28 protein-coding genes and 1 tRNA gene are annotated in these 22,020 nt (G+C 43.4%); 5 read left to right on the plus strand and 24 right to left on the minus strand.

Features of this window, described 5'->3' with window-relative positions; translation table 11 throughout:
- Nucleotides 1-36: 36 nt before the first annotated feature.
- The 7 genes from ACI882_RS03265 to ACI882_RS03295 all read right to left on the minus strand — a co-directional run bounded on the left by ACI882_RS03265 (nt 37) and on the right by ACI882_RS03295 (nt 3,804).
- Nucleotides 37-651, minus strand: a complete 615-nt coding sequence (locus tag ACI882_RS03265) for a 3'-5' exonuclease (protein ID WP_411742951.1) — start codon at nt 649-651, stop codon at nt 37-39.
- A gap of 152 nt (nt 652-803) precedes the next feature.
- On the minus strand, nt 804-1,103 hold the full coding sequence (locus ACI882_RS03270; protein ID WP_411742950.1) for a hypothetical protein: 300 nt from the start codon (nt 1,101-1,103) through the stop codon (nt 804-806).
- Nucleotides 1,104-1,204: 101 nt separating this feature from the next.
- Nucleotides 1,205-1,540 (minus strand): hypothetical protein, encoded by a 336-nt coding sequence (locus ACI882_RS03275; protein WP_411742949.1) that lies wholly within the window; start codon nt 1,538-1,540, stop codon nt 1,205-1,207.
- Nucleotides 1,541-1,902: 362 nt separating this feature from the next.
- Nucleotides 1,903-2,535 carry a GyrI-like domain-containing protein gene (locus tag ACI882_RS03280; protein WP_411742948.1) on the minus strand — a complete coding sequence of 211 codons (633 nt, stop codon included), beginning with the start codon at nt 2,533-2,535 and terminating at the stop codon, nt 1,903-1,905.
- Between the two features lie 41 nt (nt 2,536-2,576).
- Nucleotides 2,577-2,960, minus strand: a complete 384-nt coding sequence (locus ACI882_RS03285; RefSeq protein WP_411742947.1) for an ester cyclase — start codon at nt 2,958-2,960, stop codon at nt 2,577-2,579.
- Nucleotides 2,961-3,114: 154 nt separating this feature from the next.
- The gene (locus tag ACI882_RS03290; protein WP_411742946.1) at nt 3,115-3,486 is read right to left on the minus strand and encodes a VOC family protein; all 372 of its coding nucleotides are present in this window, start codon (nt 3,484-3,486) and stop codon (nt 3,115-3,117) included.
- Nucleotides 3,487-3,728: 242 nt separating this feature from the next.
- Nucleotides 3,729-3,804, minus strand: a tRNA-Thr gene (locus tag ACI882_RS03295).
- A gap of 162 nt (nt 3,805-3,966) precedes the next feature.
- Between ACI882_RS03295 and ACI882_RS03300 the strand changes: the two genes are divergently transcribed.
- A complete protein-coding gene (locus ACI882_RS03300) occupies nt 3,967-4,746 on the plus strand; it encodes a hypothetical protein (protein ID WP_411742945.1) in 780 nt (259 codons plus the stop codon).
- Here ACI882_RS03300 and phoU read toward each other — a convergent pair.
- The 5 genes from phoU to ACI882_RS03325 all read right to left on the minus strand — a co-directional run bounded on the left by phoU (nt 4,736) and on the right by ACI882_RS03325 (nt 10,167).
- Nucleotides 4,736-5,449 (minus strand): phosphate signaling complex protein PhoU, encoded by a 714-nt coding sequence (phoU, locus tag ACI882_RS03305; protein WP_411742944.1) that lies wholly within the window; start codon nt 5,447-5,449, stop codon nt 4,736-4,738. The genes ACI882_RS03300 and phoU overlap by 11 nt on opposite strands.
- 10 nt (nt 5,450-5,459) lie before the next feature.
- On the minus strand, nt 5,460-6,293 hold the full coding sequence (gene pstB, locus ACI882_RS03310) for a phosphate ABC transporter ATP-binding protein PstB (protein ID WP_411742943.1): 834 nt from the start codon (nt 6,291-6,293) through the stop codon (nt 5,460-5,462).
- A gap of 34 nt (nt 6,294-6,327) precedes the next feature.
- Entirely contained in the window at nt 6,328-7,641 is a 1,314-nt protein-coding gene (gene pstA, locus ACI882_RS03315) for a phosphate ABC transporter permease PstA (protein ID WP_411742942.1), read from the minus strand.
- Nucleotides 7,634-9,022 (minus strand): phosphate ABC transporter permease subunit PstC, encoded by a 1,389-nt coding sequence (pstC, locus tag ACI882_RS03320; RefSeq protein WP_411742941.1) that lies wholly within the window; start codon nt 9,020-9,022, stop codon nt 7,634-7,636. Before pstC ends, pstA begins: the two co-directional genes overlap by 8 nt.
- A 110-nt stretch (nt 9,023-9,132) precedes the next feature.
- Entirely contained in the window at nt 9,133-10,167 is a 1,035-nt protein-coding gene (locus ACI882_RS03325) for a substrate-binding domain-containing protein (protein ID WP_411743297.1), read from the minus strand.
- A 207-nt stretch (nt 10,168-10,374) separates the two neighbouring features.
- Here ACI882_RS03325 and ACI882_RS03330 point away from each other — a divergent pair, with 207 nt between their 5' ends.
- The 4 genes from ACI882_RS03330 to ACI882_RS03345 all read left to right on the plus strand — a co-directional run bounded on the left by ACI882_RS03330 (nt 10,375) and on the right by ACI882_RS03345 (nt 15,127).
- The gene (locus ACI882_RS03330; RefSeq protein ID WP_411743296.1) at nt 10,375-10,770 is read left to right on the plus strand and encodes an acyl-CoA thioesterase; all 396 of its coding nucleotides are present in this window, start codon (nt 10,375-10,377) and stop codon (nt 10,768-10,770) included.
- Nucleotides 10,771-10,881: 111 nt separating this feature from the next.
- Nucleotides 10,882-12,963: an alpha-amylase gene (locus ACI882_RS03335; RefSeq protein WP_411743295.1), complete on the plus strand. Its 2,082-nt coding sequence runs from the start codon at nt 10,882-10,884 to the stop codon at nt 12,961-12,963.
- A gap of 184 nt (nt 12,964-13,147) precedes the next feature.
- Complete coding sequence (locus ACI882_RS03340) at nt 13,148-13,828, plus strand: TIGR00153 family protein (RefSeq protein WP_411743294.1); 681 nt, start codon at nt 13,148-13,150, stop codon at nt 13,826-13,828.
- 33 nt (nt 13,829-13,861) lie between these two features.
- Nucleotides 13,862-15,127: an inorganic phosphate transporter gene (locus tag ACI882_RS03345; RefSeq protein WP_411743293.1), complete on the plus strand. Its 1,266-nt coding sequence runs from the start codon at nt 13,862-13,864 to the stop codon at nt 15,125-15,127.
- Between the two features lie 375 nt (nt 15,128-15,502).
- Here ACI882_RS03345 and rplQ read toward each other — a convergent pair whose 3' ends face one another.
- The 12 genes from rplQ to rplF all read right to left on the minus strand — a co-directional run bounded on the left by rplQ (nt 15,503) and on the right by rplF (nt 22,015).
- Nucleotides 15,503-15,889: a 50S ribosomal protein L17 gene (rplQ, locus tag ACI882_RS03350; protein WP_411743292.1), complete on the minus strand. Its 387-nt coding sequence runs from the start codon at nt 15,887-15,889 to the stop codon at nt 15,503-15,505.
- Between the two features lie 36 nt (nt 15,890-15,925).
- A complete protein-coding gene (locus tag ACI882_RS03355) occupies nt 15,926-16,927 on the minus strand; it encodes a DNA-directed RNA polymerase subunit alpha (RefSeq protein WP_411743291.1) in 1,002 nt (333 codons plus the stop codon).
- 23 nt (nt 16,928-16,950) lie between these two features.
- Complete coding sequence (gene rpsD / locus ACI882_RS03360; protein ID WP_411743290.1) at nt 16,951-17,571, minus strand: 30S ribosomal protein S4; 621 nt, start codon at nt 17,569-17,571, stop codon at nt 16,951-16,953.
- Between the two features lie 18 nt (nt 17,572-17,589).
- Nucleotides 17,590-17,979, minus strand: a complete 390-nt coding sequence (gene rpsK, locus ACI882_RS03365) for a 30S ribosomal protein S11 (protein ID WP_216000471.1) — start codon at nt 17,977-17,979, stop codon at nt 17,590-17,592.
- Between the two features lie 35 nt (nt 17,980-18,014).
- The gene (gene rpsM, locus ACI882_RS03370; RefSeq protein WP_411743289.1) at nt 18,015-18,371 is read right to left on the minus strand and encodes a 30S ribosomal protein S13; all 357 of its coding nucleotides are present in this window, start codon (nt 18,369-18,371) and stop codon (nt 18,015-18,017) included.
- A 129-nt stretch (nt 18,372-18,500) separates the two neighbouring features.
- Nucleotides 18,501-18,617: a 50S ribosomal protein L36 gene (rpmJ, locus tag ACI882_RS03375; protein ID WP_411743288.1), complete on the minus strand. Its 117-nt coding sequence runs from the start codon at nt 18,615-18,617 to the stop codon at nt 18,501-18,503.
- Between the two features lie 42 nt (nt 18,618-18,659).
- Nucleotides 18,660-19,964 (minus strand): preprotein translocase subunit SecY, encoded by a 1,305-nt coding sequence (secY, locus tag ACI882_RS03380; protein WP_411743287.1) that lies wholly within the window; start codon nt 19,962-19,964, stop codon nt 18,660-18,662.
- Between the two features lie 6 nt (nt 19,965-19,970).
- Nucleotides 19,971-20,405: a 50S ribosomal protein L15 gene (gene rplO / locus ACI882_RS03385; RefSeq protein ID WP_411743286.1), complete on the minus strand. Its 435-nt coding sequence runs from the start codon at nt 20,403-20,405 to the stop codon at nt 19,971-19,973.
- 4 nt (nt 20,406-20,409) lie between these two features.
- A complete protein-coding gene (gene rpmD, locus ACI882_RS03390; protein ID WP_216000476.1) occupies nt 20,410-20,595 on the minus strand; it encodes a 50S ribosomal protein L30 in 186 nt (61 codons plus the stop codon).
- Between the two features lie 5 nt (nt 20,596-20,600).
- Nucleotides 20,601-21,107 (minus strand): 30S ribosomal protein S5, encoded by a 507-nt coding sequence (rpsE, locus tag ACI882_RS03395; RefSeq protein ID WP_411743285.1) that lies wholly within the window; start codon nt 21,105-21,107, stop codon nt 20,601-20,603.
- Nucleotides 21,108-21,119: 12 nt separating this feature from the next.
- On the minus strand, nt 21,120-21,470 hold the full coding sequence (gene rplR, locus ACI882_RS03400; protein ID WP_411743284.1) for a 50S ribosomal protein L18: 351 nt from the start codon (nt 21,468-21,470) through the stop codon (nt 21,120-21,122).
- A gap of 11 nt (nt 21,471-21,481) precedes the next feature.
- Nucleotides 21,482-22,015 (minus strand): 50S ribosomal protein L6, encoded by a 534-nt coding sequence (gene rplF / locus ACI882_RS03405; protein WP_411743283.1) that lies wholly within the window; start codon nt 22,013-22,015, stop codon nt 21,482-21,484.
- Between the last annotated feature and the right edge of the window lie 5 nt (nt 22,016-22,020).

The raw sequence follows: 22,020 nt of genomic DNA on the forward strand, positions 1-22,020 counted from the left end.
AACTACCTCACGGTGTACGCAAGGTTCAGATAAAAGCTAAATCTTATTGGTGATTGTTAGAAGTTTTTTATAAACATCGTATGCGCAATAGGCATCATTAGCGGCATAAAGGAGTTGATTTTTAGTAAGCTCTTTATTCGCCCAGTTTGATAACTGTATTTTTTTAGACTTTCTAAGATGTTCACCCAACACTAAGGCGACTGCTGCTTGTGCGCCTACGCGCTGCTTAATATCAAATTGACTAAATGCACCCGATAAATCTATTGAGTTTTCTAAATGCTCACCGAATAATCGAAACAACTGCTTCTTATCTTGGTGTAGACCAAAACCTACTTTCAATACCTTTTCCGAGCCAATTAACTTGCGAACAACCGCCGATAAGTTTCCATCATCTACACGAAGTATTAGGGCTCCATGCTCACTTGCAACCTGAACAATATTCACGGAATTTTGTTTACTGCCTGCCTGAAAATTTGGTTTAGTTTCAGTATCGAAGCCGACTACCGTTGAATTTAAGATTCGCTGTGCGAAATCGTCAATATCAGATTCGTGATAAATTATTTTGATCGCATCTAAGCCTACCCCGTCATAAGGAGGCAATTGTTTTATTTCTAACTTAGAAAGGCGTTGACTGAAGGCAAGTTGGGTCATTTTGAAAGAGCTATAATATTTAGTTGACTACTATCATAAGATAACTAGGCAGGAGTGTAAGCTTGTAAATATAAATAACTCGACTTATTTCACTAATAAACCCTGCATTACTAGCCAGTAGTGATTTGTAATAAATCAAACTTCTTAATCGCTTAGGGTCTAAGTAATATCTTTGATAGCTCTGATTCTTTTTTCACTTTTGATAAGTTGGCAATGCACTCATCTCTAAGCTTCTCAGAACGAAATAAAATACCATTTGGACTAGAGCCAAGTAATGGGTATATGGTGACTTCTGCTAATTCATTGTGAATACCTTTTACAACCAATTCTTGAGCATAGTAGTTGAATATTTTCTGGTCCATTTGGATGAAATCAGCATTTTTCTTAAATAACATTAGTACTTGGGAGCTTTGCCGGTCAATTTCAAAATAATTGGGATTACTACTTGCCATTTCAGTGTACTCCCCACCGATGGTTATTTTTGCACCTTGCCAAGAAACAAAGCTACGATTGCCAACATCTTTGATTGTTTTAAGTGAAAAACCATTTTCAGTTAACGAATAAATATAATTTTGATATTGGTAGATAAAACCGGTAAAAAACCTTCTAGTTGTTCTTCTTGCATTAGGTTGGGATTTATATCAACAACGGCGTCAATATTGCCGCTTTTGTATTCAATAATCCGACGAGTATAGGGGTGTAGTATCGGCTTAATTACATGACCGGAAGGCTCCAAGCATTGGGAAATAATATCAACCAAAAGACCTTCAGTGCCGCCATCCAAAACCCAAGGTGGTAGCGTGTTACCAAATGAAACGCTAACTACTTGGGAAAAAGCACCCGTATTTAGTGCGCACATTAGAGTTAAGAGGATACAAATATTTTTCATTACATTGCCTTTAAACTAAAAATTGACTATCAAAATAATGAATATGCTTAGGCTTATTTAATGCGTCACGGAGTATTACTTAGCGAAAAGGACGGAAAATACCAAGCTACTATTGAGTTTAGCTAATATAGTAGCCTAGTAAACTCATTTTCGCGATAAAACTATCCCTTAAAATAATGCAACCTCTCCTCTTTTCTTCAGTCGTGCTTTGTGGTCATGATATATACCTGTGGTGATGAATGATGATACGTTGAGTTAATACATGGGCGACTATTTCATTAAAGTAATCGATGAAATGGTTTACATAAATTCATCACAGGATAACTTGTGAACAAGTGCAATACTTTGTTAAACAGGGCTCGTTATTTCGCACTAAACCTTAAAACCGTTTTTAACTTTTCAGGGGCAACCTTCCTAGCATCCGACAAATAAATTTCCCTGTGCAATTTCGACACTCGCTCCAATCCCTGACTGGCGGCAAACGCCTCCATTTGAATAAAGCTTACAGGCTCATTTTCATAGGGACCTAGGTGCAACATTTGAATACACTTACCTTCTGAGATAGTTTTGAACTCAACGCATTCTAACAGCGGGTTGGATTTCTTATTCTTTACAGCATCGAATACTTCAAAATAGAGATTGTTATCTAAAAAATCAGGTTGGCGAATCATCATTTGATACACGAAGTCTTCTTTTTTGACCGTGCCATCAAAGACTTTTTTAGCGTCATCGTTAATATCCCAAACGCCTTCCAAAGGGTATACCGTATAGTCAAAATAGCCCTTAGGTTGAGTGGTCATTTTTTTCGGCAGCATTTTCACGCCATAAGAAAGTGAATATAACGTACCGACAACATCAGAAAAAAATTGATTCTCTGGGCTGCCTTCGCCTCCTAAGGTTAAAAATTTGAATTCAGGCACATCAAGAACCATAGGCTGCGCTTTAGGTAGATATAATTCTTTCTCTTTTTTTCTCCATTCATACTTAGTTGGCATGATGCATCCTTTTAATGTCAGCCTAAGATTTGGATTACCGCTTAGTACATTGGGTTACCATTTTTAGAGTCAGCTGGCACCGATTGAATAGAATCCCAATGTTCGAAAATTTTACCCTGTTCATCAAAACGGAAGAAATCCATGGTGACATACTGATCATTGCCTGGCCAAGTTTGATGCGTATGAAGCGCGACTAGATCACCTTCGGCAATGGCTTGCACAAATTTAATTTCTTTTTCGGGATAGTCTCGAGCCATTTCATTAAAATAATCGATAAACCCCTGGGTTCCATTACTCACCGATGGGTTGTGCTGTATGTATTCAGCACCGACATACTTTTTAATAGCCTCCGCTGGGGCACCTAAATAGGCGGTTCGATAAAAAGCGATAGCGTTTTCTTTGTTGGCGACTAAATTGTGTGACATTTAATGTAACCCTATGAGCTAATAAAAGGGTAGGTGCTACTTACAATCCTAATCTCATTTAATTGCTCGAAAAGCTTACCATTCAGTCTTAGTAAGCGTAATTCCCTATATACTTTTGCATATTGAACGAGGGTCTAATCTGAGTTAGAGCACCTTAAACATGTTGATCTATCAGAATCAAATTACCATCAGGGTCTTTGATCGTAAAGTGTGAAGGGCCGCTTTCGTTGGTAATTGATTTTTGTACTATATTGACATCTTGAGCTTCAAACGCACTCAAGAGCTCCCTAACATCGGCAAATTTTTCAGGTGTGTCCCTATTTTGATCCCAACCGGGATTAAATGTCATCATATTCCCTTCAAACATCCCCTGAAACAACCCAATTTTATGATCTCCATTTTGTAACACCAACCAGTTTTGGGCTTGGTCACCAGCCACAACTTCAAAGCCTATTTTTTGATAAAAGACTTTTGATTCTTCAATATTACTCACTGACAAACTTATTGAAAACGCCCCTAATTCCATTTTAACCACCTTGTTTGATATCAGTAATAAGGTATTACAAAAAGGTATTACAAAACTGCTGCAACAATACAGCTCCATTAAACCTTAGATTGGAGCGATTTTATCTCTTAGTTAAGCATAGTCTATGAAGAACAGCATTGCAGATATTAGTATTGAGCTAACTATGAGGTGAAAGTGTGATTATTAGAGAGTCCAAAAAGACAAAAGCCCCGTAACCAAAGGGTTACGGGGCTTTTAGAATGTGGTGCCGACACCACGAGTCGAACGCGGGACCTACTGATTACAAGTCAGTTGCTCTACCAGCTGAGCTATGCCGGCTAACGGAGGCGAACTATATATATGTGATTTAAGATCGTCAACAACTAATTGATAAATATAAGGTTTTTTGTGTTATTTGTGTCTTATAGCTAAAGTTTAGGGCAATCATGGTGTTTTTGTACTAGGTTTATTGAACCTCAGTAGCAAATTTTATGGTAATAAATGTTAAAGCAATGTCTTGTTTTCAGTCTGGCAATATTCGGGCTTCAGTACGCACACGCTGAAAACTTTCATTTTTGTCTTGAAAACCAACATGTTGCACCATTTCTTCTGGGTACAGGCGCTCTTATTGAAGGCCAAAACGGCATAGTGCCAGACATGCTGATCAGGGCTTCTAAAAACCTTGATAATACGATTACCTTTGAGCGGAAACCTTGGAAACGCTGTCAGGCGGAGCTAGCTCAGGGAGACATTGATGCGATCGCTGCGTTCATTTTCAATGAAGAACGGGATGGCTGGTCTGTCTTTCCAAAAACTAACGGCGTTTTGGATGACCGTTTCTTTTATCAAAGCGACTATATAATTTTTACGCACCCTGACTCTGCTTTAAGCTGGGATGGATATGTGTTACTTCCTGCCAGCGCAAATGTACAGTCATCTCCAGGTTATATCGCAGATAAAAAATTACAGGCCATGGGTTTTATGCCCATCGCACAACTTCAAGCAAGGAAAGCCCTGCCACTAGTCGCTAGTCAGGTTTTAGATGGCTTTATCATAGATGCGGTAATAGGCAGAACATTGATAAATGAACTTGGGCTCGAGGGCAAAGTTATTCCGCTTGAAATCCCTTTTATGAGCCAACAGTGGTATGCAGCTTTTTCAAAGGCTACCTATACTCAGCGACCAGACCAAGTTGAGGCATTCTGGACTGCTCTGAAAGCAGTCCGTATCAAGGACACTGAAGCTTTATTTAAGCACTATGAACAGCCTATTACTTATTGAGTTGCTCTTCGATTTTGGCCAGCTTTTTATGGCGCACATCTTTACCTTTGACTAAATAAATAACCGACTCGCCAATATTACGTGCATGGTCACCTATGCGCTCTAGCGATCGCAGTGCCCACATCACGTTAAGCGCATGAGAAATGGTTCGTGGATCTTCCATCATTTTGGTCACCAGGGTACGAATTGCCGTACCATATTCTAAGTCTACGGCTTTATCTTGATGCAGCACAGACAATGCTAAGTCAGTATCAAGCCGAGCAAAAGAATCAAGTGCCCCATGAACCATTTGGCGTACTTTTTCACCGATATGACGCAGCTCAACAAAGCCTTGCGGGCCGTTGCCAGCATCGGCAATTTCTATCGCTTGCTTTGCAATTTTAGTGGCTTCATCACCAATACGTTCTAAGTCGGTTACGGCCCGCGTCACGGACAGAATAAACCGTAAATCAGAAGCCGCTGGGTTTCTTCGAGCAAGAATTTGTGTGCATTCTTGGTCAATTTTCAGCTCCATTTCATTAACTTCTTTGTCCATTTTAATGGTTTGCTCGGCTAAGCTGGTATCTACTTCTTGCAGCGCCGTAAAAGCGGATTCAACCATTTGCTCAACCAGGCCACCCATTTGCATTAGGTGTTTGCGAGCTTGCTCTAACTCTGCCGTAAACTGCGCGGAAGTGTGTTTTTCAAAGGTTAGTTTTGCCATGACAAGCTCCTTAGCCGAATCGTCCGGTTATGTAATCTTCAGTTAATTTATGGCTCGGTGCCGTAAATATCTGTTCAGTTTTACCTACTTCAATCAAGCGACCCAAATGGAAGTATGCGGTGCGGTTAGATACGCGTGCTGCCTGTTGCATACTGTGAGTCACAATTGCAATAGTATAGTTTTCAGATAGCTCTGCGATCAGCTCTTCAATGCGTGCGGTGGCAATTGGGTCTAATGCTGAGCACGGCTCATCCATCAAAATAACTTCTGGAGAAACTGCAATGGTGCGCGCAATACATAAACGCTGTTGCTGACCACCCGACAACCCTGTCGCGGGTTGATCAAGACGATCTTTCACTTCATCCCAAATACTGGCTTTACGAAGTGCCGTTTCAACCACTTCATCTAACTCTACTCGACGCGTTACCAAGCCATGTATTTTTGGACCATAAGCAACGTTGTCGTAGATCGACTTTGGAAATGGATTTGGCTTTTGAAATACAATGCCAACTCGTGCACGCAAGCTGACCACATCCATATTTTTTTCATAAATATTTTCGTTATCTAACTTTATATCACCGGAGACTCGGCAAATATCAATGGTATCGTTCATGCGGTTTAACGTTCGTAAAAACGTAGACTTACCACAACCTGATGGTCCAATCATGGCAAGTACTTCGTTTTTGCCAATATCTAAGTCAATACCATGAATGGCTTGGCTATCACCATAAAACACGTCGACATTGCGTGCACTCATCCGTGCATTATCGCCTATTAATGGCGTACCTACGGTATCTGTCCAGCCATTAAAGGTTTCTTCGATTCTTCTGTTTTCGTCGGTCATTTTAATACACCTCAAATTCTTTTAGGGGCCGGGTTTACCAGCGACGTTCAAATTTCTTTCGTAAAAATACGGCGAATAAGTTCATTGTGGCTAAGAATCCAAGCAAAACCATAATAGCGCCAGATGTCTTCGCTACAAACGCACGCTCGGGTAAGTCAGACCATAAGTAAACTTGCACAGGCAATACGGTCGATGGATCAAATGGCGTACTCGGCACATCAACAATAAAGGCAACCATACCGATCATTAACAACGGAGCTGTCTCACCTAAGGCTTGAGCCATTCCAATGATGGTTCCGGTTAGCATACCCGGCATTGCTAGTGGCAATACGTGGTGTAAGACCATCTGCATTTTAGATGCGCCCAAGCCAAGTGCCGCTTCACGAATGGAAGGAGGAACTGCTTTAATTGACGAACGCGATGAAATAATTATTGTCGGCAAGGTCATTAGAGTTAACACTAAACCGCCGACCACCGGCGCTGATCTCGGCAAATGAAACAAGTTAATAAACACCGCTAACCCTAACAAGCCAAATACAATTGAAGGTACGGCGGCTAAGTTATTAATATTTACTTCAATAATTTCAGTTAAGCGGTTTTTCGGTGCAAACTCTTCCAAATAAATGGCCGTCGCGATGCCGATGGGGAACGATAACAACAAGGTAACAAGCAATGTATACAGCGAGCCTATCATAGCACCGCGTATACCGGCTTGTTCAGGTTCACGTGAGTCTCCACTGGTAAAGAACTGCGTATTAAAGGTTTTGCGAATATCACCGGTTGCAACGAGTTGATCAATCCAAGCAATTTGTGCGTCGCTGAAACGACGTTCATTCTCTGGCATGTCCCTATCCACCTGACCTTTCATAAAGGCATCGGTTTCATCATCGGCTAACACCCAAATTTGTTCGGACGAATTTAACAACTCAGGGTTAGCTAAAAGACGTTCTTTTAGAAAATACTCACCAACGCTACTATTTAAAGTATAGAGTTTTCGTTTTTCACTGCGACCGGTGACTTCAGGGAAACGCTCTTTAATGGCATTTCTAAGTAACGCGCCCCAGTCAGCGTAAAGCAGCTGCTCGGTATCATTAAGATCGGTGACACCAAGTGTTTCAGCATCATAGTTTACCGTCAGTCGAATCTCAGTGGTAAAAAACGTCGAGAACCCAGCTGTGAAAATAGTCCCGATCAATACCGCTAAAAAGCTTAAACCGATGACAATTGACATAATGCCAAACAGTTTAAATCGCTTTTCTTTCGCGTAACGTTTTTTGAGCTTGCTGTTAAGCCGCTCTTGTTTAGTTTGCGCTAGGCGCTCTATGGCATTCAATGTTTGATTAGTCATATTGCTCTCTGAATTTTTTAACAACGGCTAACGCAATGATATTTAACATTAGTGTGGTAATAAACAACATCAGACCTAAGGCAAAGGCTGATAGTGTTTTGGCGCTGTCAAATTCTTGGTCGCCTACCAACAAGGTGGCAATTTGTACAGTCACAGTCGTGACAGCTTCTAAAGGGTTTGCCGTTAAGTTAGCGGCTAACCCTGCCGCCATAACCACAATCATGGTTTCGCCTATGGCTCGGGAAGCGGCAAGTAGAACACCACTGACGATACCGGGCAAAGCAGCAGGAAAGACGACTTTTTTAATTGTTTCACTGCGTGTAGCGCCCAGACCTATGGAGCCATCACGCAAGGTGTTAGGAACTGCGTTTATTACATCGTCGGCCAATGAGGACACAAAAGGGATTATCATAATACCCATGACTAAACCAGCCGCCAGCGCGCTTTCAGAAGAAACACCATCAGCCCCGAAGCCTTCGAGAAAGCTTTTTAATTGTGGTGCCATCGTTAATGCCGCAAAAAAGCCGTAAACCACGGTTGGTATACCTGCTAGAACTTCCAACAAAGGCTTTATAATGCTTCGCATTTTAGGCGTTGCGTACTCAACAAGGTACACAGCGGTCATCAAGCCAATGGGCACCGCTACAATAAGAGCGATACTGGCAATCATTAATGTACCCACAAACAGAGGGATGGCACCGAAGGCACCAGATGAACCCGTAACTTCGGAGTTAATGGCCATTTGCGGGCTCCACTTAGTTCCAAAGACAAATTCTGTAAAGGGTACCGCTTGGAAGAATCGTATTGACTCAAACAGTACCGAGAAGACAATACCAACGGTCGTTAAAATTGCGACAGAAGAGCTAAGCATGAGAAGTGTGCGTAATACACGCTCAAATTGGTGTCGTGCTTTTTGCCCTGGTCGTATGAGCATCCAACCAATACCTGCACACAACGCCGTTAAGGAAATAACCAGGACGGTTCTTAAAATAGCACTACCACGCTCAAGAGCGTCTAGGCGCTCAACTGCACCCAAGAGCACTTCATTTGAAGCAATACTAAGAACACCGTTTTGCAGGTTGTTCACTTCCGTCCAAATTAATCCCGCTTCAGAACTCGACAATGCTTGGAAAGAACTAGGCAATGAACTAAAGACTATAGTTTGAATAACGGTGTCTTCGAAGATGACCCATAAGCACAAAAGCAATAACGCTGGTACGCCTGCCCATATACCTGCCATTAAACCGTAATAATTTGGCAACGAATGTAAGTGCCTTACGCCACCCACTGTTTTTGCGACTACTTCGGAGCGTTTACGCCCAAAAAAGTAAGCCGTAACTGCAAACAGTACAATGAGTAAAAACAGGGACGATGATGTCATAAATACTCCCAATCCAACGATACCGCCTAAGCGATTATTTCAATCAGTTTAAAACGCAGAAAAGGAACCAACCTATGTTGATTCCTTTTAATTTGCGCTTAATAACTCAATTACATTTTAAATACTTGCTGAGCAGCAACCGAAGCTCGCATTGCTTTTAGTTCAGCAGTACCTAGAGGTATTAAACCTTTCTCAGCTAAGTAGCCTTCTTCACCTTGAGCGGCTGGGCTTAGGAAGGTATTAACATACTCCAAAACACCCGGTATCACACCAATGTGGTTTTTCTTAACAAAGAAGTGCAACGGACGAGACACAGGGTAAGTGCCATCGGAAATAGAATCAAAGCTAATATCAACGCCATTAAAAGACGCGCCTTGCATTTTGTCGCTGTTTTGATCTAGGAATGAATAACCAAAGATACCGAATGAAGTTGTATCGGCCTCTAACTTTTGCACAATCAAGTTATCATTTTCGCCGGCTTCTACAAACGCACCATCTTCACGCATAGAATCACAAATTTCTAAATACTGCTTTTTGTCTGAGCTCTTAAGGTCACTAATCCAATCAAATTTGGCGCAGCCTTTCTGCATAACCAACTCAACAAACGCGGCACGAGTTCCCGATGTAGGCGGTGGCCCTAAGACACGGATAGCGACATTTGGCAAAGCAGGGTTAACATCTTTCCAAGTTTTATAAGGGTTTTCAATTAATTCGCCATTTTTGGCGCCAGGCACTTTAGCGGCCAAGGCTAGAAACAAATCTTTTTGAGATACATCTATCTTGTTGCCTTGCTTACTGTTCGCAAACGCTATGCCATCGTATCCAATCTTAACTTCAATAATATCGATGTCATTTTCTGCACAGGCATCGTATTGAGATTGCTTGATGTAGCTTGACGAGTTTGTGATATCAGGCGTGTTTGCCCCTACACCATCACAAAAAAGCTTAAGACCACCGCCTGAACCAGTAGATTCAATTGTTGGTGTAGCAAAGTTGGTTGCACGACCAAAACGCTCTGCAACTACAGTGGCGAAAGGATAAACCGTCGATGAACCTACAATATTAATTTGATCACGTGCTTGCACGATTGTTGCGCTAAGTGCTGTCACGGTCATCATTGCAGCTGATAAGAGTACTTTTTTCATTGTATTGCTCCTCAAGTGAATAACTGACCATCAGTTGATGGCATGAGCGACATATTAAGAAAGCAATATGACAGTTATGTGACAAACCGTCATATTTGTTAAATTTATCTATGAATCTTTGGAAATGCGCCCAATAGCATAGGAAAGCGCTTGCACTGTGGATATAATACTCGAAAATATAACAACGATTAGAACTGACAAATAAACATGAAAAAATTAGATGAATCATATCCTGAGCCTAAAGGCGACTTGCAGTTGCGAGTGCTTGCGCAGCCAAGTGAAGTTAACTCTAATGGTGACATATCAGGGGGTTGGTTAGTTTCTCAAATGGACAACGCTGCCAGTATTGTGGCGAGCCGTATTGCTAAAGGCAGAACCGCAACGATGGCCATTGGCGATATGAGCTTTATGCGTCCCATTCGTGTTGGTTCAGTCGTTTGCTGTTATACCCACATTGCCCATGTAGGCAAAAGTTCGGTGCGTATAGCAATTGAGGTTTGGAGCCGAATGCCTGAGGATGCGGAGCGCAGTAAAGTCACCGAGGCTGAGTTTGTTTATGTAGCAATTGATGAGAATCGACGCATTCGCTCTATCGAGCTTTAGCACGCTCAAGTGATTGCCAGCCTTGCCTGACAATCCAACTTACGCAAAAACAACCTAGCCCACAGCCTTGAGAGCCGCTAGTCTTTACCTGCTTTTATTAAAGGAAAGACAATGCGACCTATTTTTTTTAGCATATGGTTACTCAGCATATCAGCTGTTTCTGCACAGCCAACACTCGTGATTCAACAAGGAACACTAGAGACTGGGTTCGAAAAACACTCTGAACATGATATTAGCCAGCCTGTTGATGTGCCTTTAGTAAAAGGTAACTACCTGTTTCACCTTAGCAATCAAGAATCTTGTTTATTTCCCCTTGGTGCACAAGAAGACTCTCGGGCGCGCTTTAATAAACCCATTGAACTGCAAACTTGTGCAACTAAACCCCTTGAGCTAAAGGTCAGAGTCGCGGGTAATATACAATTTACCTACACGCCTGAAAACACGAGTATTAGCCTCCTGTTACTACTAAAAAATGCAAAGGCAGAACCTTATGTACGCCCGCTGCCTGAAACCCAATGCGCTACTTGGCAGGGTGAACCTGTCACTGTCAATGTATCTAGCCAGTTTGACGACAATGAACAAATACGTGATTTTTATTCCGGTCAAGTAGCAACCGTAAAGCAAGGGCACGTCACCCTAACGCCAGCAAATGGCAGTAATGGTTTACTTTTAATAGAAGCAATAAACTCAGAGCCTACTCCCTTTACATGGGATAACGCCCTCGTATATTTCATCATGACCGACCGTTTTAGCAATGGCGACACTAATAACGATTTGCAGTTCAATCGCAAGCAAGATGGCAACGACGAAATAGGCACATTTCATGGTGGCGACATTAAGGGAGTTATTAACAAGCTGGACTACATTGAAAGCCTAGGTATAAACGCCATTTGGATGACGCCATTAATCGAGCAGGTTCATGGTTTTGTCGGTGGCGGAAAAAATGGCGAGTTCCCATTTTATGCCTATCACGGCTATTGGGCGCTTGATTACACGAAACTAGACCCTAACTTTGGCACGGATGAAGATCTACGTACTCTAGTCAAAGAGGCCCATGAGCGAGATATTCGACTTATATGGGACACCGTGATCAACCACGCTGGCTACGCAACATTGGCCGATTTGAAAGATTTCCAAGTAGGTGTTTTAAATGAAGGCTTAGAAAACCTAGGCAATAATTGGCAACCTGGTCCTAACCAAAATTGGCACAGCTACAACCAACTCATTGATTACCAGAGCCCTAATTGGAATAGACAATGGTGGTCAAACGATTGGATTCGCGCCGCCTTTCCAGGTTACATTCAACCAGGCGCTGATGACTTATCACTCGCTTTAGCTGGTTTGCCAGACTACCTTACTGATTCGAACCAAGAAGTTACCCTGCCACCGATTTTAGCAAACAAAAGTGATACTCGAGCAAAAAGTAACTCACAAACCGTCATCGATCATTTAACTGATTGGCAAACCTATTGGGTTCGAGAGTTTGGAATTGATGGCTTTCGTAGCGATACCGCTAAACATGTTGAACTCGAACATTGGCTAACGCTTAAGCAAAAAGCCAAACTTGCTTATAAAGGCTGGCAAGCAGAACAAGACACTAACCCGCTAACGGGTGATGATAGCTTTTGGATGGTCGGCGAGGTGTTTGATCACCCTTTATTTAAGGATTATTACTACAATTACGGTTTTGACAGTCTAATAAACTTCGAGTTCCAAGAAAAAGCTCATGACTTTGCCTTATGTATGTCTGATATTGACAGCACTTACAGTCATTACGCTAACGCGATTAATACAGACCCCGCATTTAATGCACTCAGCTATATCTCTAGCCACGACACAACGTTATTTTACGCAAAGTACCAAAACTTAAGCCTGCAAAAGAAAGTAGCCGCTCCGTTCCTACTACTACCAGGCGGTGTCCAAATTTACTATGGTGACGAGACCGCCCGCCCTTTAGGCCCTTATGGTGACGATTTCCATCAGGGCACACGATCAGATATGAACTGGACTAGTATTACAGACGATAATTCCGATTTGTTAAGCCATTGGCAAATTATTGGCAAGTTTCGAAAGAAACACGCAGCGATAGGCTCGGGCTTTCATCAACAAATTAGTGAGGCACCCTATGTATTTAGCCGCACTACGGAAAACGACCGTGTCATTATCGTCTTTGCAGGTAACGAAGCCAATTAACGCGCCATATTGGTGCACTAGTTAAGTTTTACAGCGGTTCAATTTAAATAGTTAATTAAAAAGGTGACTTTTATAAGGGTTTTAATCAAATAAACACCAACTTTTCTTTGTTTGGCAGTTTTATTACAAGTCAAAGGCACTATAATGCGACGCGCATTTGTGCCGTTTGATTGAGGAATCAACCATGAACAATACCAGCCCGCTGTCCGTTTTATTTGGACGGTCGCCCGTAAAGCCCATGCAAGAGCACATAAGCAAAGCTCATGCCTGTACAGAAGAGCTTGTCCCTTTCTTTGAAGCTGCTATGAAGGGTGATTACATAGAAGCTGAGAAATGCCGTGGAGCTATTACAAGACTTGAAGACGAAGCTGACGTGCTTAAAAAGGATATTCGCGCACATTTACCCAATAGTCTATTCATGCCTGTTCCACGCTCGGACCTGTTAGAGCTCTTGAGCATGCAAGACAGAATCGCCAATAAAGCAAAGGATATTTCCGGCATTATGCTAGGCCGTGAAATGATGATTCCAGATGAAGTTCAACCCTTAATGAAAGAATATCTGTTGGCAGCAATCAGTACCAGCCGCCGTGCAAAGGATGCACTAGCAGAACTTGACGAATTGTACGAAACAGGCTTTGGTAGTAAAGAAGTGAGCTTTGTGGCTTCTTTATTAAGTAAGCTTGATGACCAAGAGCACAAAACGGATGTTTTTGAAATCCAAATGCGCCGGGCGCTTAGAGACATAGAATCGAAATACCCTCCACTTGATATGATGTTCCTTTATAACGTCATAGACCAAATTGGTGACCTTGCAGATGTTGCACAACGCGTTGGGTCTCGCCTTCAAATTTTAATCGCCCGTTAACTACGGCATGTACTGATTAATTGAGGATTCTTTATGTTTGTCATCAGTGAATACGGACAAATACTCATAATAATGGCCTGTTTCTTTGGCTTTTTAATGGCCTGGGGTGTGGGTGCAAACGATGTTGCAAACGCCATGGGTACTTCTGTCGGCTCCAAGGCACTCACCGTTAAACAAGCAATATTTATTGCCATGATCTTCGAATTTGCTGGAGCTTATCTTGCTGGCGGAGAAGTGACCAATACCATTCGCAAAGGCATTATTACCCCTAGCCAATTTGTAGATAACCCCGAGCTCCTAGTTTACGGCATGATGTCTGCGTTACTCGCTGCTGGCATTTGGCTAGCAGTGGCTTCGTCTAAGGGTTGGCCAGTATCCACCACTCATTCAATTGTTGGTGCTATTGTAGGCTTCGCAGCAGTCGGGATAGGCGTAGATTCAGTTAACTGGGGCAAAGTATCTGCCATTGTTGCAAGCTGGGTTGTTTCGCCCTTAATAAGCGGAACCATGGCCTTCCTAATTTTCCGTAGTGTATCTCGGCTTATTCTGAACACCGATGATCCATTCGCTAACGCCAAAAAGTACGTTCCGGTATACATGTTTTTTGTTGGTTTTATGATTTCTATGGTAACCATGGTCAAGGGCCTAAAACACGTTGGTTTAGACTATAGCTTCATCCAATCAGCCGGACTGGCATCAATTATTGGCCTAGTAGTCATGGGCATTGGCTATGTATTCCTTTCAAGAGTCAAAATAGATGAAGAAGCAGATCGCAACTTTCGTTTTGCTTCCGTAGAAAAAGTTTTTGCCATCTTAATGATCTTCACAGCCTGTGCGATGGCCTTTGCTCATGGTTCTAACGACGTAGCAAACGCGATCGGTCCACTCGCTGCCGTGGTCGGCATTATTCATAATAACGGTGCAATTTTGGCTGAAAGCGCATTGCCAAGCTGGATCTTACTACTAGGTGGCGCCGGTATCGTATTTGGACTAGCGACCTACGGCTATAAAGTCATGGGAACTATCGGTAAGAAGATCACCGAACTGACACCAAGCCGCGGCTTTGCAGCAGAACTCGCCGCAGCAACTACCGTTGTATTAGCCTCTGGAACCGGCCTACCCGTTTCAACAACACACACCCTAGTAGGCGCAGTATTAGGTGTAGGCCTAGCCCGCGGTATTTCAGCATTAAACTTGCGAGTACTAGCCAACATAGTCTCAAGCTGGGTCATCACACTACCAGCCGGAGCGTTCTTATCTATAATCTTCTTCTTTATGTTGAAGGGGATGTTTTCTTAAGGGCTGTTTTTGAGTTGCAAAAAAGGACGCTTATAGCGTCCTTTTTTTTGGGCTGCGAGCTGCGTGTTTCGAGTAAAATCAAAAGAATGGTAGCCCAATACATAACAAAGCGAAGACGCGAGGGTTATTGAGCACGCCTACAGTCGGTACCATTCACTAACTGAATGTCTAAACTACAAATCGCCTCTCCATTTCATTCCGAAGGCTCCTACCGAAACATTAACCAACACCAAAAGTAGGAGCGTTCGTAGCAAAGTGAAAACGCGATGGTTTTGACCGTACCCGCAGCACGCAGCCCGAAGCTCTCAGCCGATTTAAAAAACCAACAGGCATAAAAAAGCCCAGCATTGCTGGGCTTTTTCGTTAACTCTGACCTTAGTCTTCGCTGTTATCAGCTTCAACTTCAGGACGGTCAACTAGTTCAACGATTGCCATTGGAGCACTATCACCAGCACGGAAACCGCACTTAAGTACTCGCAAGTAACCACCTGGACGCTCTTTATAACGAGGACCCAAATCGGTGAACAATTTACCTACCATTTCTTTTGATTGTGTACGGTCATAAGCCAAACGACGGTTAGCAACTGAATCATTCTTTGCTAATGTAATTAATGGCTCTGCAACGCGACGCAATTCTTTTGCCTTAGGCAGGGTCGTTTTTATCACTTCGTGCTCAAACAAACTGTTCGCTAGGTTTTGCAACATAGCTTTTCGGTGAGCACTGGTGCGGTTAAAGTGACGACCACTTTTACGATGACGCATTTCTAAATTCCTTACCAGCCAGAAGACAGGCCTCGCTTAAGCGAGAACCTTGTCATCATTCTTTAAACTTGCAGGTGGCCAAGCTTCTAGGACCATGCCTAGAGAGAGACCTTTGGATGCAAGAACATCTTTAATTTCAGTTAAAGACTTCTTACCCAAGTTCGGTGTCTTCAACAACTCAACTTCTGTACGCTGAATTAGATCGCCAATGTAGTAAATGTTCTCTGCTTTTAGACAGTTTGCACTACGTACGGTTAGCTCTAAATCATCAACAGGACGTAACAAGATAGGATCGATCTTATCTTCTTCTTTCTCTTGTACCGTTTCTGCTTGGTGATCTAGATCGACAAACGCAGCAACTTGTTGCTGCAAGATCGTTGCAGAGCGACGAATCGCTTCTTCAGGATCTAAAGTGCCGTTAGTTTCTAATTCAATTACCAGCTTATCGAGGTCTGTACGTTGCTCTACACGCGCACTTTCTACGGCGTAGGCTACCCGAACCACAGGGCTGTATGTCGCATCCAATTGCAAGCGACCAATCGGTTTACTCTCGTCTTCTTCGCTGCTGCGGGCTTCTGCTGGTACGTAACCACGACCAACAGTAACTTTCAGAGTCATGTTGACGTCTGCGCTGCTGCCCAAGTGAGCAATCACATGGTCAGGGTTCGCGACTTCAACACCATGATCGAGCTGAATATCTCCAGCTGTCAAAGTACCTGCACCTGCCTTTTTCAAAGTAAGTGTGCACTCGTCTCTTTCATGTAATTTAACAGCCACATCTTTCAGGTTGAGTAAGATTTCTTGTACATCTTCCTGAACACCTTCAATTGTGCTGTATTCATGTAATACACCGTCGATTTCTACTTCGGTGATAGCCGCGCCTGGCATAGACGACAACAGAATACGACGCAACGCATTACCTAAGGTATGGCCGAAACCACGCTCTAATGGCTCAAGCGTAATTTTAGCGCGATTTGCGTTGATTTCCTGCACATCGATGTGACGTGGTGTCAAAAACTCGTTGGCTGAACGCTGCATAGATGCCCCTATTTGCAGTGAGATTACTTAGAGTACAATTCTACAATCAAGTTTTCGTTGATATCTTGTGAAAGTTCAGCTCGCTCTGGAATAGAGTTAAACTTACCTTCCATTTTCTTAGTATCAACTTCTAACCAGACAACTGCAGTACGTGTCGCGTTTACATCTATTGCGTTTTTAATGCGCAACTGAGTAGTAGACTTTTCACGAACTGATATAACGTCACCAGGCTTAACTTGGTATGACGGAATGTTAACCGTCTGGCCATTCACCAAAATAGCTTTATGTGATACTAACTGGCGCGATTCCGCACGAGTTACACCAAAACCCATTCGATAAACAACATTATCTAGACGCTGTTCTAAAAGCTTTAACAAGTTTTCACCTGTTGCGCCTTTAAGACGAGCGGCTTCTGCGTAGTAGTTACGGAATTGCTTTTCTAAAACACCGTAAATACGACGAACTTTCTGCTTTTCGCGAAGCTGAACACCGTAGTCAGATAAACGACCACGACGTGCACCGTGAACTCCTGGAACTGCTTCGAGTTTACACTTTGAATCAAGTGCTCGAACGCCGCTCTTTAGAAAGAGGTCTGTGCCTTCACGACGAGACAGCTTACACTTAGGACCAATATAACGTGCCATTGATTTCTGTCTCCTTAATTAAACGCGACGCTTTTTAGGCGGGCGACAACCGTTATGAGGAATCGGTGTTACGTCAGTTATGTTACTGACGCGATAACCCACCGCGTTTAATGCTCGTACCGCAGACTCACGACCTGGACCTGGACCTTTAACTTCCACATCTAAATTCTTAAGACCATATTCCTGTGCTGCTACACCAGCTCGCTCAGCGGCGATCTGTGCAGCGTAAGGAGTGCTCTTACGTGATCCACGGAAACCGGAGCCACCAGCAGTTGCCCAACTCAGGGTATTGCCTTGGCGGTCCGTGATAGTCACGATGGTGTTATTAAAAGAAGCATGGATGTGCGCGATGCCATCCGCTACTTGCTTTTTCACCTTCTTTCGTGCCTTCGTACCTGGCTTTGCCATCTTCGATTTCCTATGTAAATTAATTCAAATCAAACTTATCGTTTGATAGGCTTCTTAGGACCTTTACGGGTGCGTGCGTTATTCTTCGTGTTCTGTCCGCGAACGGGCAGGTTACGACGATGACGAATCCCACGATTACAACCTAAATCCATTAAGCGCTTGATATTCATCTGAATGTCACGGCGCAAGTCACCTTCAACAGTGAGTTCTCCGACTGCAGCGCGAATCTCGTCAAGCTTAGCTTCATCGAGACTGGACACTTTGGTCGTTGGTTCAACACCAACAGACTTACAGATGCCACTAGCACGGGTGCGGCCTATACCAAAGATATAAGTCAGGGAAATCACCGCATGCTTGTTGTCAGGTATATTGACGCCTGCTATACGGGCCATTCAACTTCTCCGTTAGTAATAAAATTGGGGCTGCGTTAATGCGCCCCAACAAAAACCCTCAGTAATCTGAGGGCGCGAAAGGATACCGCTTGATAAATTTAAAATCAAGTAATATCCCAATAAACTATATTACCCTTGGCGTTGCTTATGTTTTGGATCTGTTGTACAGATCACTCGCACAGCACCGTTACGACGGATAATTTTGCAGTTTCGGCAGATCTTCTTTACGGATGCACGTACTTTCATGCTTAACTCCATCCAGTTACCGGGTCTCAAAAAGACGCTCGGTTATTTCAAATTCGCCTTCTTCATCAATGATGAATACTGATGCGACATTAGATGACTCTGTACTTGGGCCATGAAATCCATGACAACCACCACCACGATCAACAAAGAAGTACCACCTAAATAGAACGGTACATCTGCTGCCATCACCAAGCCTTGCGGAAGCAAAGACACGGCGGTGATATACAAAGCCCCAAAAAATGTTAATCGTGCTGAGACACCATCGATATAACGTGACGTTTGCTCACCAGGACGTATCCCAGGAATAAATGCTCCGCTACGCTTTAAGTTTTCAGCAACATCTTTCGGATTGAAGGTTATCGCAGTGTAGAAGTAGCAGAAGAAAATAACCGCTACCGCAAACAATACGAGATACAACGGCTGGTTAGGGCCTAACAGCAATGCTACATCCTGCAACCATCCTAAACCTTCTCTCGCACCAAACCAATTACCAAGCGATGCTGGAAACAGCAAGATACTTGATGCAAAGATTGGTGGAATCACACCAGCCATATTAACTTTTAAAGGTAAATGACTGCTTTGCGCCTGAAAAACCTTACGGCCTTGCTGGCGCTTTGCGTAATTAATGGTAATTCGACGTTGGCCACGTTCAATAAAGACAATAAATGCGACAACTGCGATGGCAAACAAACCAATCAACAACAGTGCAATAATGCTTAAGCTGCCCGTACGAGCAGACTCAAAACTTTGGCCAATAGCGCCTGGTAGACCAGCAACAATACCCGCAAAGATCAACAAAGAAATACCGTTACCAATACCGCGCTCAGTAATCTGCTCGCCAAGCCACATCATAAACATGGTGCCCGTAGTGAACGTAACGACAGCAATAAAGTAAAAGCTAGCGCTAGATTCAAATGCGATTTCTTGACTTGCTAGGCCTGCCGAAATAGCAAACGACTGAACAACGGCTAGTGCAAGTGTCAGATAACGAGTGTATTGAGACATCTTACGACGACCCGATTCACCATCTTTCTTTAACTGCTCTAACTGAGGGCTTACTACAGTCATCAGCTGCATGATAATAGAAGCACTAATATACGGCATAATACCGAGTGCAAATATACTCATACGCTCCAAAGAACCACCTGAAAACATGTTGATCATGCTTAAGATAGTATCTTGGTTACGCTCGAACATTGCTGCCAACTGATCCGGATTAATACCAGGAACAGGGATATGGGCACCGATTCGATAAACTAGCAATGCTAGAAGTACGAAACGGAGGCGAACCCAAAGTTCGCCCAGCCCTTTACCACTCATTCCTGCAGGTAGTCCTTGTGTGGTCATTAGGGATTATTCCTCTACCTTACCGCCTGCTGCTTCAATCGCTGCTTTCGCACCCTTGGTTACTTTTAAGCCTTTAACGGTAACAGCTTTAGTAATTTCACCAGATAGGATAACGCGAGCGCGCTGGATGTTATGACTGATAACATCAGCCTTAACTAGTGCGTCAACTGTGACAACATCGCCTTCAATCAACGTCAATTCGTTCAAACGAATCTCTGCTGTTTTTCCCGCCATGCGAGAATTGAAGCCGAACTTTGGCAAGCGACGCTGTAAAGGCATTTGACCGCCTTCAAAACCAGCTTTAACTGAACCACCAGAACGTGATTTCAAGCCTTTATGGCCACGACCACAAGTTTTACCTAGACCAGAACCGATACCACGACCAACACGCTTAGGTGCATGGGTGGATCCTTCTGCTGGGCTTATTTTATTCAAATACATTTGCTTATCCCTCAACCACGCGCACTAAATAGTGCACTTTGTTGATCATACCGCGTACTGCGGGAGTGTCTTCTAGCTCGCGTACCTGATTCATCTTGGTGAGACCTAAACCTTTAACCGACGCGCGGTGTTTAGGTTGAGCACCAATCGGGCTGCGGAACAATTGAACTTTTACTGTTTTCTTAGCCATGGTGTTTACCCCAGAATCTTGTCTACAGACAGACCACGCTTCGCAGCGATATCTTCAGGTGAACGCATCATGGTCAAACCCTTAACAGTCGCGCGAACGATGTTTGCTGGGTTCGTAGATCCATAACACTTAGCTAAGATGTTGTGTATGCCTGCAACTTCAAGAACAGCACGCATCGCGCCGCCTGCAATCACACCAGTACCTTCAGAGGCTGGTTGCATATACACCTTAGAACCACCATGTCGAGCCGTTACAGCGTACTGTACCGTGCCGTCTACAATGTTAACTTCAACCATGTTACGACGCGCTGCGTCCATGGCCTTTTGGATAGCAATAGGCACTTCTTTCGCTTTGCCGCGACCGAAGCCAACTTTACCTTCACCATCACCAACTACTGTTAAAGCTGTGAAACCGAAAATACGGCCACCCTTAACTACTTTAGCTACACGGTTGACCTGTACTAACTTTTCTTGCAGATCGCCGCCAGCTTGAACTTGATCATTATTCGCCATCAGTCAAACCCCTTAGAATTTCAGGCCGCCTTCACGGGCCGCGTCTGCCAATGCTTTCATTCGACCGTGGTATTTAAAACCAGATCTGTCGAAAGCTACATTTTCGATACCAGCTGCTTTAGCGCGCTCTGCTATCAGAGTGCCTACTTTTGCTGCTGCTTCGCTATTACCTGTTGCACTTGCACGCAATGTTTCATCTAGAGTAGAAGCACTTGCTAAAATCTTGCTGCCATCTTCTGAAATAATCTGCGCATATATGTGCTGATTTGATCGATTTACGCTTAAGCGATTCGTACACAATTCGCGCATTTTTGCACGACTGCGACGAGCACGGCGCAAACGGGAAACTTTCTTTTCGCTCATGACCTATGCCCTTACTTTTTCTTGGCTTCTTTACGACGAACGTATTCGTCTGCGTAGCGTACACCCTTGCCTTTATATGGCTCTGGCGGACGGAAAGCGCGAATCTCTGCGGCCGCTTGACCAAGCTGCTGCTTGTTCGCGCCCTTCAATACGATTTCCGTATTGCTCGGAGTTTCTGCTGTAACGCCTTCAGGAAGTACGTAATCAACTGGATGAGAAAAACCTAAAGTTAAGTTGATAGAGTTACCGGTTGCTTTCGCACGGTAACCAACACCATTTAACTGAAGTTTCTTTTCAAAACCCTCTGACGCACCAACAACCATGTTGTTGACTAACGCACGCATTGTACCCGACATCGCGCGTGATATTTTACCACCATCACGTGCTGCAAAAGTAAGAGTTTCGCCTTCTTGTTTAATTTCAACAGAAGGATGCATTGCTTGCGAAAGCACTGCTTTTCCGCCTTTAACAGTGATAAGTTCACTGTCTAATTTAACTTCAACACCGGCAGGAACTGTCACTGGGGAATTGGCTATTCGAGACATCGCTA

Origin of the sequence: Reinekea sp., assembly GCF_046710285.1 — a bacterium.
Classification (GTDB): Bacteria; Pseudomonadota; Gammaproteobacteria; order Pseudomonadales; family Natronospirillaceae; genus Reinekea.

What these genes read in the sequence shown, in the direction of transcription:
- ACI882_RS03265 (WP_411742951.1), bottom strand. Translation starts at nt 651, where the DNA reads ATGACCCAACTTGCCTTCAGTCAACGCCTTTCTAAGTTAGAAATAAAA.
- ACI882_RS03270 (WP_411742950.1), bottom strand. Translation starts at nt 1,103, where the DNA reads ATGGCAAGTAGTAATCCCAATTATTTTGAAATTGACCGGCAAAGCTCC.
- ACI882_RS03275 (WP_411742949.1), bottom strand. Translation starts at nt 1,540, where the DNA reads ATGAAAAATATTTGTATCCTCTTAACTCTAATGTGCGCACTAAATACG.
- ACI882_RS03280 (WP_411742948.1), bottom strand. Translation starts at nt 2,535, where the DNA reads ATGCCAACTAAGTATGAATGGAGAAAAAAAGAGAAAGAATTATATCTA.
- ACI882_RS03285 (WP_411742947.1), bottom strand. Translation starts at nt 2,960, where the DNA reads ATGTCACACAATTTAGTCGCCAACAAAGAAAACGCTATCGCTTTTTAT.
- ACI882_RS03290 (WP_411742946.1), bottom strand. Translation starts at nt 3,486, where the DNA reads ATGGAATTAGGGGCGTTTTCAATAAGTTTGTCAGTGAGTAATATTGAA.
- ACI882_RS03300 (WP_411742945.1), top strand. Translation starts at nt 3,967, where the DNA reads ATGTTAAAGCAATGTCTTGTTTTCAGTCTGGCAATATTCGGGCTTCAG.
- phoU (WP_411742944.1), bottom strand. Translation starts at nt 5,449, where the DNA reads ATGGCAAAACTAACCTTTGAAAAACACACTTCCGCGCAGTTTACGGCA.
- pstB (WP_411742943.1), bottom strand. Translation starts at nt 6,293, where the DNA reads ATGACCGACGAAAACAGAAGAATCGAAGAAACCTTTAATGGCTGGACA.
- pstA (WP_411742942.1), bottom strand. Translation starts at nt 7,641, where the DNA reads ATGACTAATCAAACATTGAATGCCATAGAGCGCCTAGCGCAAACTAAA.
- pstC (WP_411742941.1), bottom strand. Translation starts at nt 9,022, where the DNA reads ATGACATCATCGTCCCTGTTTTTACTCATTGTACTGTTTGCAGTTACG.
- ACI882_RS03325 (WP_411743297.1), bottom strand. Translation starts at nt 10,167, where the DNA reads ATGAAAAAAGTACTCTTATCAGCTGCAATGATGACCGTGACAGCACTT.
- ACI882_RS03330 (WP_411743296.1), top strand. Translation starts at nt 10,375, where the DNA reads ATGAAAAAATTAGATGAATCATATCCTGAGCCTAAAGGCGACTTGCAG.
- ACI882_RS03335 (WP_411743295.1), top strand. Translation starts at nt 10,882, where the DNA reads ATGCGACCTATTTTTTTTAGCATATGGTTACTCAGCATATCAGCTGTT.
- ACI882_RS03340 (WP_411743294.1), top strand. Translation starts at nt 13,148, where the DNA reads ATGAACAATACCAGCCCGCTGTCCGTTTTATTTGGACGGTCGCCCGTA.
- ACI882_RS03345 (WP_411743293.1), top strand. Translation starts at nt 13,862, where the DNA reads ATGTTTGTCATCAGTGAATACGGACAAATACTCATAATAATGGCCTGT.
- rplQ (WP_411743292.1), bottom strand. Translation starts at nt 15,889, where the DNA reads ATGCGTCATCGTAAAAGTGGTCGTCACTTTAACCGCACCAGTGCTCAC.
- ACI882_RS03355 (WP_411743291.1), bottom strand. Translation starts at nt 16,927, where the DNA reads ATGCAGCGTTCAGCCAACGAGTTTTTGACACCACGTCACATCGATGTG.
- rpsD (WP_411743290.1), bottom strand. Translation starts at nt 17,571, where the DNA reads ATGGCACGTTATATTGGTCCTAAGTGTAAGCTGTCTCGTCGTGAAGGC.
- rpsK (WP_216000471.1), bottom strand. Translation starts at nt 17,979, where the DNA reads ATGGCAAAGCCAGGTACGAAGGCACGAAAGAAGGTGAAAAAGCAAGTA.
- rpsM (WP_411743289.1), bottom strand. Translation starts at nt 18,371, where the DNA reads ATGGCCCGTATAGCAGGCGTCAATATACCTGACAACAAGCATGCGGTG.
- rpmJ (WP_411743288.1), bottom strand. Translation starts at nt 18,617, where the DNA reads ATGAAAGTACGTGCATCCGTAAAGAAGATCTGCCGAAACTGCAAAATT.
- secY (WP_411743287.1), bottom strand. Translation starts at nt 19,964, where the DNA reads ATGACCACACAAGGACTACCTGCAGGAATGAGTGGTAAAGGGCTGGGC.
- rplO (WP_411743286.1), bottom strand. Translation starts at nt 20,405, where the DNA reads ATGTATTTGAATAAAATAAGCCCAGCAGAAGGATCCACCCATGCACCT.
- rpmD (WP_216000476.1), bottom strand. Translation starts at nt 20,595, where the DNA reads ATGGCTAAGAAAACAGTAAAAGTTCAATTGTTCCGCAGCCCGATTGGT.
- rpsE (WP_411743285.1), bottom strand. Translation starts at nt 21,107, where the DNA reads ATGGCGAATAATGATCAAGTTCAAGCTGGCGGCGATCTGCAAGAAAAG.
- rplR (WP_411743284.1), bottom strand. Translation starts at nt 21,470, where the DNA reads ATGAGCGAAAAGAAAGTTTCCCGTTTGCGCCGTGCTCGTCGCAGTCGT.
- rplF (WP_411743283.1), bottom strand. Translation starts at nt 22,015, where the DNA reads ATGTCTCGAATAGCCAATTCCCCAGTGACAGTTCCTGCCGGTGTTGAA.